Here is an 18612-nt window from a genome sequence, read left to right on the forward strand (position 1 = left end):
TCCAATACTTCCTCTAATTAAATCAAGGTTAGTGATTATTCATCGTCGTAAGCTGGGCCAGCGTAGTTATCAAAGCGTGACCATTGACCGTTAAAGGTAAGTCTGACTGTACCAATTGGACCATTACGTTGTTTACCGATGATAATTTCTGCAACACCTTTTAAATCACTACTTTCGTGATAAACCTCGTCACGATAAATAAACATGATAAGGTCAGCATCCTGCTCGATAGAGCCCGATTCACGTAAGTCGGAGTTAACAGGGCGTTTATCAGCACGTTGTTCCAAACTACGGTTTAACTGTGATAGTGCAACCACGGGAACTTGCAGTTCTTTAGCTAATGCTTTTAAAGAACGAGAAATTTCAGCAATTTCTAAAGTTCTGTTTTCAGATAATGAAGGTACTCTCATTAGCTGTAAGTAGTCAATCATGATAAGACTTAAACCACCATGTTCACGATAAATTCGACGAGCACGAGAGCGTACTTCTGTTGGTGTTAAACCCGATGAATCATCGATATACATATTGCGTTTTTCAAGCAAAATACCCATGGTGCTTGAAATACGCGCCCAATCCTCATCATCAAGCTGGCCTGTACGAATTCTTGTCTGATCGACACGAGATAATGATGCCAACATACGCATCATAATTTGGTTACCAGGCATCTCTAAACTAAAGATAAGTACGGGTTTTTCTTCTGTCATTGCCGCATTTTCACATAAGTTCATGGCAAATGTGGTTTTACCCATCGAAGGACGTGCCGCGACAATAATTAAATCTGATTTTTGTAATCCTGCGGTTTTTTTATCAAGATCTTGATAACCACTTGAAACACCTGTGACACCATCATGAGGTTTTTGATAGAGCTGTTCTATTTTTTCAACTGTCTCTTCTAAAATGGCATCTATTGCTTTAGGACCTTCGTCTTTATTGGCTCTTGTTTCAGCAATTTGGAACACTCTTGATTCAGCAAAGTCGAGTAGATCTTCACTGGTGCGTCCTTGAGGATCAAAACCCGCATCTGCAATTTCGTTGGCGACTTTTATCATATCGCGAACAACAGCACGTTCTCGGACAATATCGGCATAAGCGTTGATGTTCGCCGCACTTGGCGTATTTTTAGAAAGTTCTGCTAAATAAGCAAAACCGCCAACACTGTCTAACTCGGCATTTTGTTCTAATGCTTCTGATAGCGTAATAAGGTCGATAGGTTTGCCTAATTCCAACAAACGTTGCATTTGAGAGAAAATAGTACGATGAGGTCGGCTATAAAAGTCTTCTGCGGTGACGCGTTCAGAAACATTATCCCAACGTTCATTATCTATCATCAGACCGCCTAACACGGACTGCTCTGCTTCCAGCGAATGGGGAGGTAGCTTTAATCCCTCCATTTGTCGGTCTTTAATATCAGACATCAGCTTGTCAGTGGTCTTGTTTCTGGCCATAAATCCTGCATAAAATCGAAAAAGTCTCAGTCAGCGTATTAGTATACGCTAACCCAATTATCTGTGCCTTGTAGAAATAGCTATCCTTTGTCATTATCTCTAAAGGTCTTTTTGCGCTCGTGTATTTAACCTCTCATCCTACAAAGGAGATAGTAATGGCTAAACGTATTCAATTTGCAACTCATGGTGATGCAGATGTTCTTGAGTTAGTAACATTTACACCCGCTCCTCTTGGTGATCACGAAGTTCAAGTTGCCAATAAGGCAATTGGTATTAACTATATTGATACTTATGTACGTAGCGGATTATATCCTGTAAGCCAATTTCCAAGTGGATTAGGCACTGAAGCTGCGGGCATTATTATCAAAACAGGCGCTAAAGTGACTTCACTAAAAGAAGGGGACAGAGTTGTGTATGCGCAATCTCCGCTAGGGGCTTATAGCGATACGCATAATGTACCAGAAAATAAAGTGGCGCGTCTGCCTGATAATATCTCTTTTGAACAAGCTGCAGCCTCTTTTTTAAAAGGATTAACGGTTTATTATCTCTTCAATGAAACCTATAAATTACAAACTGGTGAAACTTTCTTATTTCACGCGGCTGCTGGTGGTGTTGGTTTAATTGCAAGCCAGTGGGCAAAAGCCATTGGCGCAAAAATGATTGGTACAGCAGGCAGTGATAAAAAAGTTGCTAAAGCAAAAGCCGCAGGTGCATGGGAAGTAATTAATTACCAGACTGAGTCGATTGTGGAACGTGTTTTGGCGCTAACTAATAACCAAAAAGTGCCAGTTGTTTATGATTCTGTTGGTAAAGCGACTTGGTTAGACTCGTTAGACTGTTTGCAACATCGAGGCTTAATGGTGAGTTTTGGTAACGCATCAGGTGCAGTAACGGGTGTTGATTTAGGTATTCTCAATAAAAAAGGTTCTTTATATGTGACGCGCCCATCTATTTCGGGTTATATCACAACGCGCGAAGAGCTAGATGCTGCAAGTGAAGCATTATTTGCATTAATTGGTAGTGGTAAAATTGATGTTAGTGTGCCAGATAATCAGAAATTTGCTTTAGCAGATGCCAAAGAAGCGCATCATTATCTTGAAAGCCGACAATCTCAAGGATCAAGCTTACTTATTCCTTAATTATTATTTTTAAGATTTAAAACCTGTTTAAAATAAATTAGACAGGTTTTAAATATTTATCTTTTATTAATAAATATAATGCATTCCTATTTTTATTATCAAAAAAAAACCTTATTTTTATTTTATATTTATTTTTAACTTTATCTCTTTTAATTTACGTTTCTACTAATTTTATTAATAGAGTATGGAGTGCTTATGCAAAAGAATGAGTTAAATGATTTTATTGATTTTATCTATGAGGATAATAAAGTCAGTAATGTTGAATTACAGTTTATTCGTGATGTGGCTGATGAAAAGATAGAAGCATTATTTAAACGATTGGGTGAAAATAATAATTTATCTGCATTTCAAAAATCAATGGATGTATCAGTTCAATTAATGCAAAACGCCTTTTTTGATATTAAAAAGAAAGAGGGTTCAGAAGAAGGTAAAAGTGAAGTTAAAGAGGCTTTTGAATTTCAAATCGCTTATTTAATTGCAAATTATAATCGTTTCTTCTCATTACTTTAATTAAAATAAACCAGCCTTTAGGGGCTGGTTTTATTTTTTACATTATTTATCAGTCACAAATTTCAGGGCATTTTCTAATACAGATAAATCAGCACCTTGTTTATGCGCATTTTCACTTAAATGACGACGCCATTGTCTAGCGCCCGGAATACCTTGGAAAATCCCTAACATATGACGAGTAACATGTCCTAAATAAGTCCCTTGTGAGAGTTCTTTTTCAATATAAGGATACATTGCTCTTACGGCAGCGACAGCATCAGCAATAGGCAATTGATTATCAAAAAGTTCATGATCAACATGCGCTAAAATTGATGGGTTTTGATAAGCTTCACGGCCAACCATAACACCATCCATATATTTTAAGTGTTCCTTAGCTTCTTCTAACGATTTAATTCCGCCATTAATCGCCATAGTGAGATGCGAGAAATCACGCTTTAATTGATAAACACGAGGATAATCTAGAGGTGGAACTTCACGGTTCTCTTTTGGGCTTAAACCTGATAACCATGCTTTACGTGCATGAATAATAAAAGTATCGCAATTATTATCGCGACTGACAGTCTCAATAAAATCACATAAAAATTCGTAGCTATCTTGGTCATCGATCCCAATGCGTGTTTTTACTGTGACAGGAATATCAACCACATCACGCATGGCTTTCACACAATTTGCGACGAGCTGTGCATCTCCCATTAAACAAGCACCGAAACGCCCATTTTGTACGCGATCTGAAGGACAACCTACATTTAAATTAATTTCATCATAACCACGTTCTTGTGCCAATTTTGCACATTGCGCTAAAGCTTGGGGATCGCTTCCGCCTAATTGTAATGAAACTGGATGTTCTTCTTCACTGTATTTTAGATAGTCACCTTTACCATGAATAATGGCACCTGTTGTCACCATTTCAGTATAAAGCAGCGTGTTTTTACTGAGCTGACGAAAGAAATAACGACAATGACGATCAGTCCAATCGAGCATCGGTGCAACAGAGAAGCGGTTCAAATTATATTTTTTTGAATTGCTATTAACATCATGATTTTCTGTTGATTTATTGAGTTCTATATTTTCTGACATGTTGTAATTCTTTCGTCTATTTAGGCGGTGATTATCTCTAAATTATTAAAGGAGATAAAATGAGCGCGCATTATAGCATAGAGGATAGCTTACACATGCTAGATCTGATGCTAGGATGATTTTATAAAGCCGAAGATAAGTGATAATAAACTATAAAATAGGAAAACATATGCCAACAGAAAAAAGAGCATTACCTTATTTTAAATATCATCCTGAACCGATAAAAACAGGTGTTTTTATCACAGATGATACCGTTATATGTGATTGTTGTGGAAAGGAAACTGATATCTATTATGGTAGCCCTTTCTACTCAGTAGAAGATATTGATGCACTATGCCCGTGGTGTATTGCGGATGGTTCTGCAAGTGAAAAGTTTGATGGTGAATTTCAAGATATTGCAAGCATTGAAGGCGGAGAAGTTCTTTATGACGAAGAGGGAGAGTATTGTGGTTCTACTCTACCTCCTATAGATAAAAATAAACTCGATGAATTAACAAAACGGACGCCTGGTTATCATGGCTGGCAACAAGAATATTGGCTAATACATTGCGATGAACCTTGTGCCTTTATTGATTATGTAGAATGGGACGATATCAAGGATAAATTAGAACAATTTGCTTCTTTAGAACAAGATATTCAAGACGTTGGTTTTGAACTTTCTGATTTATCAGAGCGCTTATGGGATGATGGTGGATGCCAAGGTTATTTATTTAAATGTTGTTGTTGTGGAAAATTACGTCTACATATTGATTTTAGTTAATAAATATCATTCAAATAATATTAAGCCTATTTTTAGAGTACAGGCTTGATATTATTTTTTATAAAACAATCTATTTATATTATCTCTACTAAAAATGGAAATAGTCACTGCTCAATATTTTACGCTATAAAGCAAAAAAATAAAAAGAGGAGCATTGAATATGAACATTAAAAGAAAAATCCTTATAAAAGTAAAACACATTGATTATGATAATAAAAATCTGTTATTTTCTAATTTTCATAAAAAATATTATCCCTTTTTAACTAATATATCTTTAGTTCCAATAATGTCCTCTGCTCATCAATTACCTCCAAAAAATTATATTGATTCTATTTCAATAAATTTTAATGATCTAAATAAATATTATTACCTTAATTTGCCAGAGAGTAATCATTATTCTTTAGATGAAATGATTAAAGTATTACAACAACACCCTGATATCGAATATGTACAAACGATACCGATACAGCCTATTGAACCTCCTAATATTACGCCTGATTTTACTCAATATCAGCAATACCTAAATATGCCAGAAAAAACGATAAATATTAATAAAATTAATGGATTGGGGATTTCTGAAGCATGGAAACAAGAAGCTTATGGACAAGGGATACAAGTCGCTGATATTGAGTGGGATTTCAATCTTTCTCATCATGATTTATCAACGGATAATATTACACCATTACTCCCTTTTAATGAAAAAACCAGTCAGGCTGATCACGGTACTGCGGTTGCAGGATTAATAATGGGAAAAAAAGATGGTAAAGGGATCACAGGGCTCGCTTATAAATTAGATATGTTTTATGCCATCTCTGAATTAACTTGTGGGCGCATTGATGCGATTATTGCCAGTAAACGCATATTACATGCGGGCGATATCGTTTTATATGAAATGCAAACCATCTGTGAGCACCAAGCTTACGTACCCGCTGACTATGAAATGCATATTTGGGAAGCGACTCGCGCATTAACAGATGCTGGGATCATTGTGATTATGGCGGCTGGTAATGGAGGGGTAGATTTAGATTTACCTGCTTATGAAAGTTATCGACAACGTCATGATAATAATTCAATACGTGTTGGTGCGGGTTCACCCTATACATTAAATCGATTGCCTTTCTCAACGCATGGTTCACCTATTCATGTACAAGCGTGGGGAGAAGATGTTGCAACGGCTGGTTATGGTGATCTGTTTAGAAGTGATGATAACCATACTTATACGGCTAATTTTAGTGGTACATCGTCAGCTAGTGCTTTAGTTGCAGGAGCTGCAGCGGTGATCCAATCTTGGTATAAAGACCATACAAACAGTGTGTTAACGCCGATACAAATGCGTGACTTATTAATTAGAACAGGTACGTTTCCACTGTTAAATGATAAAATTGGCCCTTTACCCAATGTGAATAACGCAATTTTGTATTTAAAAAAATTAATAAAACGTCATTAAGTAAAATGGCATCCATTCCTTTAACACCTCCAAAATATTAGGAGGTGTTATTTCAATTTTATCTATATGATATATAAAGTTTTTATCATCATGATAAGATGAAAATATAAAAAGAAGCGTAATTTAATTAACTTTTTGTATGAATAACGATACAAAAAAATAGTACTGCAAATAAATGAGCTAATAAGTATTTATAGGAAAATAAGGCGATTAGACAACTTCTAGGCGAAATTTTATTTAATCATAAACTTAATTGGTTTTTGCTATTTATATAAATTAATAGTATTTTGATTTTATTGTGTTTTTATCATAAATCCTAAAGAGCATAGTTTATGATGAAAAACTTAAATATGAATAGTTTTTCATTGTTTAAGCACCTTTTTGCTTTCAATTTCACGTCACTGCGTTTATCATTTTCCGCTTGTACTATACATACGGCGTCGCTGGTTTTGGGCTTCTGTGGAGCATAATGCTCCGGCAGCTCACACAGTCTTTTCCAGTGGCGGTTCTATCTGCATTATTCTTCGGGATAGAGTATTACCTTAAATGACTGAGAAAACATCTCTGATACCAGTTGTCGAATTAAAATCCTTAAGTAAAGGTTTCGACGGAAAACAAATTATTTCCCGCCTCGATCTCACTATCAACCATGGCGAGTTTTTAACCATCCTTGGTCCTTCGGGCTGTGGTAAGACGACGGTTTTGCGCTTAATTGCGGGTTTAGAAGACGTTGACGATGGGCAAATAATTCTTGATGGGCAAGATATTACGGATATCCCAGCGGAACAACGTTTTGTAAATACGGTTTTCCAAAGTTACGCACTTTTCCCTCATATGACTGTTTTTGAAAACGTCGCATTTGGTCTTCGCATGCAAAAAACGCCTGCTGAAGAGATTAATGTTCGCGTTGAAGAAGCCTTGCGTATGGTGCAACTTGAAGATTTCGCCCAACGTCGCCCTGCACACCTTTCAGGTGGACAACAGCAACGTGTTGCGATTGCGCGTGCTGTTGTAAATAAACCAAAGGTCTTATTGCTTGATGAATCATTATCTGCACTGGATTACAAATTACGTAAACAGATGCAAAATGAATTAAAAGCCTTACAACGTAAATTAGGAATAACCTTTATTTTCGTGACTCATGACCAAGAAGAGGCGCTGACTATGTCAGACCGGATCGTGGTGATGCGTGAAGGGCGTATTGAGCAAGATGGAACACCGCGTGAAATTTATGAAGAGCCAACAAACCTGTTTGTTGCGCAATTTATAGGTGAAATTAATATCTTTGATGCACGTGTACTCCATCGTATTGATGAAACGCGTATTCGTACTGATGTTGAAGGTCATGAATGTGATATTTATACCACATTACCAGTGACACAAAACCAGCACCTCAAAGTATTACTTCGACCTGAAGATCTCCGGGTTGAAGAAATTCACGATCTTGAAAATCTTCCTGGTCTGATTGGTTATGTTCGTGAACGTAACTATAAAGGCATGACGCTAGATTCTGTTGTTGAAATGGAAAATGGCAAGGTAGTGATGGTTAGTGAATTCTTTAATGAAGATGATCCAGATGTTGATCACTCGTTAGACCAAAAAATTGCAGTGACTTGGGTTGAAAGCTGGGAGGTCGTGCTGGCAGATGAAGAAAACACGTAAACTATTTCAAAACATCGTAATTACTGGTGTTGTGGGTTGGTTGATGGTGTTCGTCTTCTTGCCGAATATCATGATCATTGCGACCAGTTTTTTAACGCGTGATGATGCTAACCTTGTCGAGATGGTCTTTACACTCGATAACTATTATCGCTTATTTGATCCTATGTATGCAGAAGTATTACTGCATTCAATCAATATGGCGGCGGTAGCAACATTAGCGTGTTTATTATTAGGTTATCCTTTTGCTTATTTCCTTGCAAAAATGCCTAAGAAAATACAGCCATTAATGTTGTTTTTATTGATTGTACCTTTTTGGACAAACTCCCTTATTCGTATTTATGGATTAAAGATATTCCTAAGTACAAAAGGTTATTTTAACGAATTTCTGTTGTGGGTTGGACTTATTGATAAACCACTCAGGATTATTTATACCCCAGAAGCCGTTGTACTGGGGCTGGTTTATATTTTGCTACCTTTTATGGTATTACCGTTATATTCCAGCATTGAAAAGTTAGATAAATCTTGTTTAGAAGCAGCGCGCGATTTAGGTGCCAATAAATTTCAAACCTTTATTCGTATTATTATTCCATTAACAATGCCAGGCATTATTGCGGGTTGTTTACTCGTGATGTTACCTGCTATGGGGTTATTCTTTGTCGCTGATTTAATGGGGGGCGCGAAGAATTTACTAATTGGTAACGTAATAAAAAGCCAATTCTTAAATATTCGTGACTGGCCTTTTGGGGCGGCAACCAGTATTTGCTTAACATTGGTGATGGGATTAATGCTGTTTGTGTATTACCGAGCCGTGAAGCTACTGCATAAGAAGGTAGAAATAGAATGATAGGACGGTTATTGCGTGGTGGATTTATGTCCATTATTTACGCGTATCTTTATATCCCGATTATCATTCTGATAGTTAACTCTTTTAACTCATCGCGTTTCGGGATTAATTGGAAAGGATTTACCACAGATTGGTACGCCATTTTATTTAATAATGACAGTCTGCTTCAAGCGGCTGGGCATTCATTAACGATGGCGGTCACGTCTGCGACATTTGCGACATTAATTGGCTCATTAGCAGCGGTTGCACTCTATCGCTACCGTTTTCGTGGCAAAAAATTTGTCGGTGGTATGTTGTTTGTTGTCATGATGTCACCTGATATTGTGATGGCAATTTCATTGCTTGTGCTGTTTATGATCCTAGGTGTTTCATTGGGATTTTGGTCGCTTTTATTTTCACATATTACATTTTGCCTACCTTTTGTTGTAGTAACGGTGTACTCACGATTAAGTGGATTTGATGTGAAAATGTTAGAGGCAGCCAAAGATTTAGGTGCGGGTGAATTTACTATTTTACGTAAAATCATTATGCCCTTAGCCATGCCAGCAGTGGCTTCAGGTTGGTTATTAAGCTTTACGTTATCCATGGATGACGTGGTGGTTTCTTCTTTTGTGACGGGACCAAGCTATGAGATTTTACCACTGAAAATTTACTCAATGGTGAAAGTTGGGGTTTCACCTGAGGTGAATGCGCTTGCAACCATCCTCTTAGGTCTATCCTTAGTATTAGTGTTAATTAGTCAGTTGATCTTAAAAGACCGAACTGGCAAAGCGTAATGACATGTATTAGTGCGAGTTTCTCGCACTTTTTGGGGTCTTAATGACCAATCTGTTGGAGGTAGGCTAGCTGCCTATTTGATATTAACGCATCAACCACTGAAGGAAACATAAATGAAAAAGTGGTCCTCTGTACTTGCTGCCAGTGTAATGGCATTAAGTATCGGCACAGCATCGGCTGATGATGGTAAGACATTATATTTCTACAACTGGACGGAGTATGTGCCGCCTGGTTTGCTTGAACAGTTTACGAAAGAAACTGGGATTAAGGTGATTTATTCCACCTATGAATCCAATGAAAGCATGTATACCAAGTTAAAGACCTATAAAGAAGGTGCATATGATTTGGTGGTTCCTTCTACTTATTTTATTTCTAAAATGAGTCATGAAGGCATGCTACAAAAAATCGATAAATCAAAATTAACTCATTTTGATAATCTCGATCCTAGTTTATTACATAAATCATTCGACCCAGAAAATGATTACTCAATCCCTTATATTTGGGGAGCGACAGCTATTGGTATTAATAGCGATGAAGTTGATGTGAGTAGCATTACTTCATGGGCAGATTTATGGAAACCTGAATATAAAGATAGCCTGTTATTAACCGATGATGCCCGTGAAGTGTTCCAAATGGCATTATTGAAATTAGGTTATTCGGGCAATACAACTGATCCTAAACAGATTGAAGAAGCCTATAAAGAGCTACAAAAGTTGATGCCAAATGTATTAGCATTCAATTCAGATAACCCCGCTAACCCTTATATGCAAGGGGAAGTTAATTTAGGGATGATTTGGAATGGCTCGGCATTTATTGCTCGTGATGCTGGCGCCCCGATTGAAATGGTGTGGCCAAAAGAAGGGGGTATTTTCTGGATGGATAGCTTAGCGATACCTGCTAATGCTAAGAATGTCGAAGGTGCTCATAAACTTATCGACTTCTTATTACGTCCAGAAATAGCCGCCAAAGTTGCAGAGAATATTGGTTATCCAACACCAAACCTTGCCGCACAAAAATTACTACCAAATGTGATCACTAAAGATAATTCTCTTTATCCAACAGAAGAGATTATTAACAAAGGCGAATGGCAAAATGATGTGGGTGATGCAACTGTATTATACGAAAGCTATTACCAAAAATTAAAAGCCGGACGCTAATTACCTTTAATTTTTACCCTAAAGCCACCGTTAAGGTGGCTTTTTTATAATAGAAAAGAATACATATTTATTTAATTAAAAATAAAGAGAAGTAAAAGATAGCCAGTAATGAGAAAAAGAGTAAATAGATTACGTTCAATTAAAATCATTCTTAATACAGCTTTCGGCAATTAACCGATTGTTTTTTTCTTGAGTTTTTCTTCGTTGTTCAATACTTGAAATATGATTACTTTGTAAGAAGTAACTAATATGAACATCAAATTTCTCAGAGATACGATAAATTAATTCGATACTGATCCTATTTGTTCCTCGTTCATAACGAGAAAGCTGTTGCTGGCTTATCTCTAATTCTTTAGCGAATAAAGTACCTGAATATTTTAATTTTTTTCGTAAATGGCGTATTCGCTGACCTATACGAAAATTAATGGTTTTGCTGTTATCTATCATTTATCAGCCTTAAAAATTCAAATCATCATTGATAAGAAAAAGTCAGACTGGCCAACCCGTTTGCTTTACCAGGTTTTAGTGTTCCAGTCGTGATATACCGAGTTGACAGGTTTAATGTGTAGTTTTCGTTATTAGATGTTGTTATATGAAGTAAACGTTGGTTAGGTTGTCCCGTTGCACTAATGTCAGGTCCATAAGTTACGGGGGTAGGGGTATCATTAAAGAAAAATTGAATACCAATACCTGATGCATCTGAATCTGATGTTAAGGTGAGAATATCCGTATTATTAGAATAGGTAGATTGATCGGTCATACTGGCGTACAAGTGAACATTGGTATCACAAGTCACTGAAATGGGCTTTGTTTGTATTTTTGAAGTTGAACCAACAGCACTCATCTCTCTCATTGAAATATCACCTAACTCATAGGTTAGGTTTTTGGTATTGACTGTGCAGCCACGAGCTTTAATGGTGATTGTTACAGGATTTATCGCGACAAGTGAGGTGTTATTTCCTTTATGAGCACCGCCGTACTCAGACCAAGTATTGGCAATTACGGTGTAAGGAATATTATAAACGCCAGTTTCTAAGTGTTCGTCAGTAACGACAAAGACAACTTTTGCTTTTAATGAGACGCGGTCTACGCCTTTGTTTACTGTTGAGCCTGCTGCGGGATAAATAATCGTTGCACTTGAGCCTGTGCCGACATCAATAGGCACATAAGAAACATTGTCATTATTATCTTTTAACCCAAAGGCATAACCAATACCTTTTACGCCAGCAAGAGCATACACAGGATATCGATTACTGCCTTCATAATAGTAGATCCCACTTATTTTTGAACCTAATGCATTGGCATAGAGTGTTTCAACCCAACATTTTTGTAGGAATTTGTTCTCACATTTGAAACCATTATAAACAGATGTTTCCCCAATCCATGTTGAAGTGATTGGCGTACCGGCTGGCGTTCCATCAGCAGCACCATCAAAACTCATAGGTACAGGTGATACAATAAGAGGATCTGCCACTGCCCATACCCTTTTCTCAGGGATAAACACTAAAAAAACCAGTAATGATAAGAAAGAAAGGAAATATTTCATTATTGGTACTCCAGTAAAAAAGTCGCAGTCGCATTAGCTTGCCCTGAACTAACAGGCAAATGTGTTGCGACGTAGCGGGCATAGAATTGCAAGGTATTATCTTGATTAGGCAATAACAGGTAAGATTGGCTTTTCTCATTGATGGCAATAGGTGTGCCTGATTTATCCATAAGTGCAATAGCAATACCTTGAGCACCATCCTGATTAACTGCAAGTAATGTATTATCTGATGCAGAAGGCGTCCCTTTGAAGCTGACTTTCACGCCACTGGCTTCGGGTTGGCAATCTACCAACTTAATACTAAAAGGGATAATAGGTGTACGTTGTTGAGTAATTGTCGTTGAAGTGAAATCTTTAGTCGCAATATTACCTAGTTTCACCGTAATTGTTTTTGAGTTGGTTTCTACTGTACAAGTGTTGCCGGTTACTCGGGCATTAATTTGAATCAAAGTATCATAAGTATTGCCTTTGCTTATAGAAAGTATCAATAAAGCCAAAACAAGCATTAATCTGCGCATTATTGGCACTCCTGTGTCATTTTTACAAAGGGTTCATTGTGTTGTTCAATAGGTAATTGATAGTTCACTTGGCAATGTTTAGATGATTCATTGCCCCAGCGAACATCTAATAGGCCTGAGTGAGGTACGCCAGAGAGGTAGAGCAAACCATCATCGCCCACAATACCGGAGAGATGATTCTGTTTATCGGTAGCGATAGCACCGAAAGGTAGCGGTCGCCCTTGTTGTTTTAATGTCAGTAATAATCGATATCCTGTTTTAGCGTCAAAGTTAACTTTAATAACTGCACCTTGAGTAGGAATGACTTGTTGAATATTTTGTTCAATTTCGATGTTATCTGGGAGAGCCGTGGTATCTAGAGCAACTTTGTTTTGGCGATAAGCTGTGGCATAGGGAATAACCGCGAATCCACGCCAATCAGTATAAATTCCTGTTGCATTATCAATCGGTACATCTGCTGTTTTGCCAGCATCAACTAAAATGGTATTTGAGCTTAATGGCTGACTTAATGTGATCCCTTCACTGTGTAACAGCATGCCACCTGCAAGGCTGTAATTGAGTTGCTGAGCATCTTGATGGTAGTTATAACCAGCATTGAAATTGCCATAGCGACTTTGATATCCAAGAGAAGCACTTCCCGTATAATTGCCACCTTGATTGCTATATCCCTGTTGAACACTGTAATTTAACGTATTGTCGTCAAGCAATGTGCCAGCAACACCTGCATTATGAGCAGAATAACCGTTATTATTATGGCTGTAGTTATAAGTGAGATAGGCACTATTGATGGGTTGATAACCTGAAGGCATAAGAAGTTGTAACGGAATAGAAACGCCAAAAGAGAGTGTTTGATCCCTTTCTCCACTATTCATCATGCGGTTATAACTGTAAATAATGTTGTAAGAAAGTCCTTTGATATTGCCGTTATAACCCGTTTGGACTAAGACGTTTTTCTCATTCGTTCCCCAATAGTTTTGCCAGTGTGTTGTCATAAAAACAGAGCCATAATCGGCAAGTTGTTGTGATAAATTGATCTGGAGACTGCCTTTTTTATGATTACGCAAGTCAAAATAACGTGAAGGAGTCTGTTGATTATCTTCATAGAGATAGCCAGACATACGTGTGTTGAGCGTCTCTTCTAGCGTGTAAAATCCAGAAGTAGAATAGCGATAGCCTAATAATTGAAAATTAGTACCAAATTGGTTAAGTGATTTTGCGTAGAGAAAGCGTAAAGAGTAGCCTTCTGATGTCGAATTATCTGGTAGTTTACTATGAGCAAAAGTGATATCTGTTGATAATGCACCTAAAGAGCCCATATTTTTACCGGCTCCAAGTGCATAAGATTGATAATCAGCGCTAACTAAAGCCCCACCATATACTGTTGTGTCATAAGGCAATCCATAGATTAGATGGCCTTGTAGAAAGCGTGGTTTTTTATTTTGGTTATTTTGGCGGATTTCACCTGCTTGAATAACAAATTGTTTTTGACCTTCTCGCTGTAAAATGGGCACTGCAGAATACGGCACAACATAATCATGTTTACTGCCATCATTCTCTTCAATAGAAACATAGAGATCTCCGCTATTTGATGTTGGATAGAGATCCTTAATTTCAAATGCTCCAGGCGCAACAAAGGTTTGGTAAATAACATAGCCATTTTGTTTTATAACGACTTTGGCATTACTATTTGCTATTCCCCTAACAATAGGGGCAAAACCTCTTTGGCTATCAGGCAACATGGTGTCATCGCTTTCTAAGGAAATACCTCGGAAATTAATGCTGTCAAAAAGTGTTGATGACGTATAACTGTCGCCAATTTGTAATTGGCTTTTTAACGACACGATATTGCGTTGAAGATAGGTGTTGATGTGGTTCCACTGGTTTTTTCCATTAGATGAATGCCAAGTGGAATAATCTCTTAATCGCCAAGCGCCAATATTGATCCCACTACGTAGATTTAAATAGTAACTATTATTATGAGAATTTCCCCAACTGTTGGCACCGCTAAAGGTATAATTTAATATTCCCGCAGTAATACCGTTATCCCATTTTTCTGGTGGAATATAACCACGTGCTTTAAGATCTAAAGCTGCTTGAGGGATTTGAATTTTTAATGCTTGTTTCTCAATATCATAATTAATAACAGAGTCGGGAATAATGTCTTCAATATTAATACATTGTTTATCTGAGGCGTTTTCAATATCAGAAAATAGTTTAGTATTAATATTTAATGATAGATAAAAAGATTTATTTAAACAAGGAGTTACACTTTTATCTTGGCTAATAAAATGAATGTTTTCTGTTCTCAGATATTCATTATTAAAAATAATATCAAGAGGGTAATCTCCTGGTTTGATACTATTTCCGGCTTCAAAATAGCTTAAGTCAGCGACAGAATCGGGAGAGTCAGCCAAAAATGCAGGATTAAATCGGTTTGCACTGTGTGCTAAAAATGGCAAAGCCATTAATATTGTGATAGCACCAGAAAAGAAGAAATAAACTGTATTTTTATTAATCATGTTTTTTGACCAAGAAGTCTTGAGCTGATGTAATCTTTAATGAGAGATTTCTTTTTTTAATACAGCCGTCTGTGCGCCATAATCATTAATTGTTTGGAATGAAATGAGATTTGCATTACTTTTTATTTTTCCTAACACTAATTGAGATAACGGATTTATCATGATGCTGGTAGGAAGTTGATTATCCTTTACCGCTAAATTCACCATAGTTATATGATAAGGTGTTGGGTTATTCGCAATAAGCTCACCATTCTGGTAAGAAAAAGAAATCTGATTTGCAAACTTTTCATTATAAGCAGGCAAATTTCCGGGGCGATAGAAAAGCTTTATTCGGCTCTGTATTGCAATTTGTAGTGTATTTTCCTTAGCTAGTTCATCTTGTAATGAAGGGATTACTTTTACATTCATCCAAAATAAACTTTCTTTATCTTCAGGTAGTGGTGCACCGGTATACATAATTCTTAATGCATTTTCTTTATTGGCATCAAGAATATATAAAGGAGGTGTGACAATAAAATTATTATTTTTAACTCCGTTATTATCAGAAACCCATGACTGAATTAAAAAGCTATTTTCTTTATCTGAGTTAGTAATAACAAGGTTGGTTTGTTTAATATTTGAATTATAAATAATACGTGTGGCACCTAATGAAACACCATTAGAATAAGATAATAATGGAAAGAGAAAAATAGTAAGGAATATAAGTATTTTTTTCATAATAAAAATATATTAGGTAATGAATATAGGGCAATTGTATTTTTTGATAAAAATATGCCGTCCTTGGCAATCAGATATCAATCAAAAATGATGAGCAATTAAGAGTAAGTAACCATAAAGTTTGTGGTAACGTTTGCGCTACCTGCCTTAACGGTGTCATCAGTTGAAACAAGCGATGCGTTATAATTTAATTGGTTTTCGCCTTCAATTAACTTTTGAGTTGTTGATGGTTGGCCAGGAATAACATTTTTACTGCTTGAGTCAGTAATTTTTAATGCTACATTTGTCGCTGCACCACTACCTTGCAACGCAAATGCGCTTGCATCGCCGTCAGAGGCTGTACCATTAAAAGTAATTGCAGCTAATGTTGAAACAGTAATATCGCAGTTATTTAATTTAATACTAAAAGGAATACGACCTGTTTCATCACCTTTTTTAGTAAATTCGGCAACGCGGAATTGACCTAAACGAACAGTTTGGTTTGCTGAGCTACTATCAACACCACAAGCTGCATTAACAACAGAACCTTCAAAGTTTACAGTACCGCCATTAACGGTGACTTCTGTTGGTGCAGGAGTGCCGGTGTCTTCTGCAAATGCAGGTGCTACAATAACTGCCATTGCAGAAGTGATAATTGCAGACAATAATAACTTTTTCATTAATTATTCCTATGTTTTAAATATATATTTAACTATTAACTTAATATATTAAGTTAATAGTTAACGCTATTTATTCTCTATTTTTAAATAGAGAATAAAAGGGGATAAATTATTTTTTAGACGTGTAACGTAAGGCTGTTTATATATATTTAACAGAGAGCTGATTACCGCAATTATCGTAAAAACGATAAAACAGTCATATTCATACCTAAGTCAAATTCACAAAAATTATAGATGTGCTAAAAAAAATAGAGAAATCGTTTTAAACGATCGTTTTTAGCTTGTTTTATAGGTGATATCTATTGGTATCTTGATAACTATCGGTAATAGCTAGTGTTAAAAAGTGGAATAATACATTATTTTATCTAATGATTTCATGGTATCACATATCGTATTGATATTTATTGTATTTTTATTTTTTGTTTTTATTTCGTTGTAAGTCTCTAATAAGGAACGTCCTAAAAGGACTCTGTAAATATACTTATAAGATGATGTTTCATATGATATATTTCACAATGAAACTATTTATAAAAGGATACAAAAAATAACACTTTTTATGCTCAAAAGAGACGGTCTGGTTTCTTTTTTATTCAAATATAAAATTGAAATTTATATTTGAATAAAAAAATAGAAATATTATTTATTCATTTTAAATTGAAATTAAAAGACGTATTTTATAAATATAAAATTGATGATACTTTTTTTACTACTCATGGGAGTAGGTCAATATGTTTTATGTTTGATATTAATTGTAACAAAATGTTTCAGTATTCAACTTTTTTTGTTTTTTTGCATAAGAATGGTTAAAGCAATTATGCTGGTTTTATTTTAATATCGGCACTAATGGCACAATCTTAAATCTGAAGGCACAAAATGATATCTAGCTCATCAAAAGGGACGTTATATGGCATTGTTGCTATTCTTCTTTGGAGCACCATTGTTGGTTTAATTCGTAATATTAGTGAGTATTTTGGTGCTGTAGGGGGGGCTGCACTGATTTATACTACAGGAACAGTGTTTCTTATTTTGATCTTAGGTATACCTAAACTATCACTTTTTCCTAAACGTTATCTTTTTTGGGGAGCGATATTATTTGTTACATATGAAGTGTGTTTATCCTTGGCATTAGGATTTGCAACAGATAGAACACAAGCCATAGAACTAGGAATGGTGAATTATTTATGGCCTAGTTTTACCTTAGCACTTGCTGTCATAGTCAATAAACAGCGATTCTCTATTTTACTGATCATAGGATTATTATGTTCATTTAGTGGATTAGTTTGGGTTGTTAGTGGGGATAATCCTCTAACTATTGAAGGCTTATGGCAAAATATTCAAAGCAATCCATTAAGCTATATATTGGCGTTTTCAGGTGCCATTTTATGGGCATTTTATAGCAATTTAACTCGTCTTATTTCTGGTGGGAATAATGGTATAGTGCCTTTTTTCTTATTAACCTCACTTGCGTTATGGGGGCAATACCTATTTTCAACACCAGTTGAATGGATTATTAATACAAAAAGTATCACGCTTTTGTTAATCACTGGTGCAGCAATTGGGCTTGCTAATGCGGCTTGGACAATCGGTATGATCAGAGGCAATGTAACCTTATTAGCCACACTCTCTTATTTTACGCCTGTTATTTCTACTGCATTTTCCTCAATACTATTGTCTACCGCCCTTTCTTTCTCATTTTGGCAGGGGGTAATGATGGTGACAGGCGGTTCTTTAATTTGCTGGTTAGCAACTCGTCAAAAAACGATAAAACCACTTAAAATGACCAAATAACCTAAAATAGGGGGTTTTTAAGTTAAATATTGACGTAAATAGAGGTT

At 36.1% G+C, this 18612-nt stretch carries 17 protein-coding genes; 9 read left to right on the top strand and 8 right to left on the bottom strand.

The genetic code is table 11. The features are described from left to right. Positions 1-35: 35 nt before the first annotated feature. Positions 36-1445, bottom strand: a complete 1410-nt coding sequence (gene dnaB, locus CUB63_RS12250) for a replicative DNA helicase (protein ID WP_023583065.1) — start codon at positions 1443-1445, stop codon at positions 36-38. Between the two features lie 155 nt (positions 1446-1600). On the opposite strand from dnaB, the gene CUB63_RS12255 reads away from it, so the two are divergent. Further along, positions 1601-2584, top strand: coding sequence for a quinone oxidoreductase (locus tag CUB63_RS12255; RefSeq protein WP_109400125.1), 984 nt, complete (start codon positions 1601-1603; stop codon positions 2582-2584). Between the two features lie 195 nt (positions 2585-2779). Next, entirely contained in the window at positions 2780-3094 is a 315-nt protein-coding gene (locus tag CUB63_RS12260) for a hypothetical protein (protein WP_072065183.1), read from the top strand. 42 nt (positions 3095-3136) lie between these two features. Here CUB63_RS12260 and dusA read toward each other — a convergent pair whose 3' ends face one another. Next, on the bottom strand, positions 3137-4171 hold the full coding sequence (gene dusA / locus CUB63_RS12265) for a tRNA dihydrouridine(20/20a) synthase DusA (RefSeq protein ID WP_109848138.1): 1035 nt from the start codon (positions 4169-4171) through the stop codon (positions 3137-3139). A 169-nt stretch (positions 4172-4340) separates the two neighbouring features. On the opposite strand from dusA, the gene cbrC reads away from it, so the two are divergent. The 6 genes from cbrC to potD all read left to right on the top strand — a co-directional run bounded on the left by cbrC (position 4341) and on the right by potD (position 10818). Beyond that, positions 4341-4931 carry a PF03691 family colicin E2 tolerance protein CbrC gene (gene cbrC, locus CUB63_RS12270; protein ID WP_109848139.1) on the top strand — a complete coding sequence of 197 codons (591 nt, stop codon included), beginning with the start codon at positions 4341-4343 and terminating at the stop codon, positions 4929-4931. A gap of 409 nt (positions 4932-5340) precedes the next feature. Next, complete coding sequence (locus tag CUB63_RS12275; RefSeq protein WP_229096586.1) at positions 5341-6378, top strand: S8 family serine peptidase; 1038 nt, start codon at positions 5341-5343, stop codon at positions 6376-6378. 546 nt (positions 6379-6924) lie between these two features. Then, on the top strand, positions 6925-8040 hold the full coding sequence (gene potA, locus CUB63_RS12280) for a spermidine/putrescine ABC transporter ATP-binding protein PotA (RefSeq protein WP_109848141.1): 1116 nt from the start codon (positions 6925-6927) through the stop codon (positions 8038-8040). After that, positions 8024-8884 carry a spermidine/putrescine ABC transporter permease PotB gene (gene potB, locus CUB63_RS12285; RefSeq protein ID WP_006536347.1) on the top strand — a complete coding sequence of 287 codons (861 nt, stop codon included), beginning with the start codon at positions 8024-8026 and terminating at the stop codon, positions 8882-8884. The genes potA and potB overlap by 17 nt, the downstream gene beginning before the upstream one ends. Beyond that, a complete protein-coding gene (gene potC, locus CUB63_RS12290; RefSeq protein WP_006536346.1) occupies positions 8881-9660 on the top strand; it encodes a spermidine/putrescine ABC transporter permease PotC in 780 nt (259 codons plus the stop codon). Before potB ends, potC begins: the two co-directional genes overlap by 4 nt. Before the next feature lie 114 nt (positions 9661-9774). Further along, positions 9775-10818, top strand: a complete 1044-nt coding sequence (gene potD / locus CUB63_RS12295) for a spermidine/putrescine ABC transporter substrate-binding protein PotD (RefSeq protein WP_006536345.1) — start codon at positions 9775-9777, stop codon at positions 10816-10818. Positions 10819-10953: 135 nt separating this feature from the next. On the opposite strand, the gene CUB63_RS12300 is transcribed toward potD, so the two are convergent. The 6 genes from CUB63_RS12300 to CUB63_RS12325 all read right to left on the bottom strand — a co-directional run bounded on the left by CUB63_RS12300 (position 10954) and on the right by CUB63_RS12325 (position 16777). Next, positions 10954-11265 (bottom strand): helix-turn-helix domain-containing protein, encoded by a 312-nt coding sequence (locus tag CUB63_RS12300; protein WP_072064475.1) that lies wholly within the window; start codon positions 11263-11265, stop codon positions 10954-10956. A gap of 25 nt (positions 11266-11290) precedes the next feature. Then, positions 11291-12364, bottom strand: coding sequence for a fimbrial protein (locus CUB63_RS12305; protein WP_109848142.1), 1074 nt, complete (start codon positions 12362-12364; stop codon positions 11291-11293). Next, positions 12364-12882, bottom strand: coding sequence for a fimbrial protein (locus tag CUB63_RS12310; protein ID WP_109848143.1), 519 nt, complete (start codon positions 12880-12882; stop codon positions 12364-12366). The genes CUB63_RS12305 and CUB63_RS12310 overlap by 1 nt, the downstream gene beginning before the upstream one ends. After that, on the bottom strand, positions 12882-15401 hold the full coding sequence (locus tag CUB63_RS12315; protein ID WP_109848144.1) for a fimbria/pilus outer membrane usher protein: 2520 nt from the start codon (positions 15399-15401) through the stop codon (positions 12882-12884). Before CUB63_RS12315 ends, CUB63_RS12310 begins: the two co-directional genes overlap by 1 nt. Positions 15402-15437: 36 nt before the next feature. Continuing rightward, positions 15438-16118: a fimbrial biogenesis chaperone gene (locus CUB63_RS12320; protein WP_109400119.1), complete on the bottom strand. Its 681-nt coding sequence runs from the start codon at positions 16116-16118 to the stop codon at positions 15438-15440. Positions 16119-16216: 98 nt separating this feature from the next. After that, positions 16217-16777, bottom strand: coding sequence for a fimbrial protein (locus CUB63_RS12325; protein WP_006536338.1), 561 nt, complete (start codon positions 16775-16777; stop codon positions 16217-16219). An 873-nt stretch (positions 16778-17650) separates the two neighbouring features. On the opposite strand from CUB63_RS12325, the gene yddG reads away from it, so the two are divergent. Continuing rightward, on the top strand, positions 17651-18565 hold the full coding sequence (gene yddG, locus CUB63_RS12330; RefSeq protein WP_109848145.1) for an aromatic amino acid DMT transporter YddG: 915 nt from the start codon (positions 17651-17653) through the stop codon (positions 18563-18565). The last annotated feature ends 47 nt before the right edge of the window (positions 18566-18612 follow it).

This window comes from Proteus penneri, from assembly GCF_003144535.1.
Lineage (GTDB): Bacteria > Pseudomonadota > Gammaproteobacteria > Enterobacterales > Enterobacteriaceae > Proteus > Proteus penneri.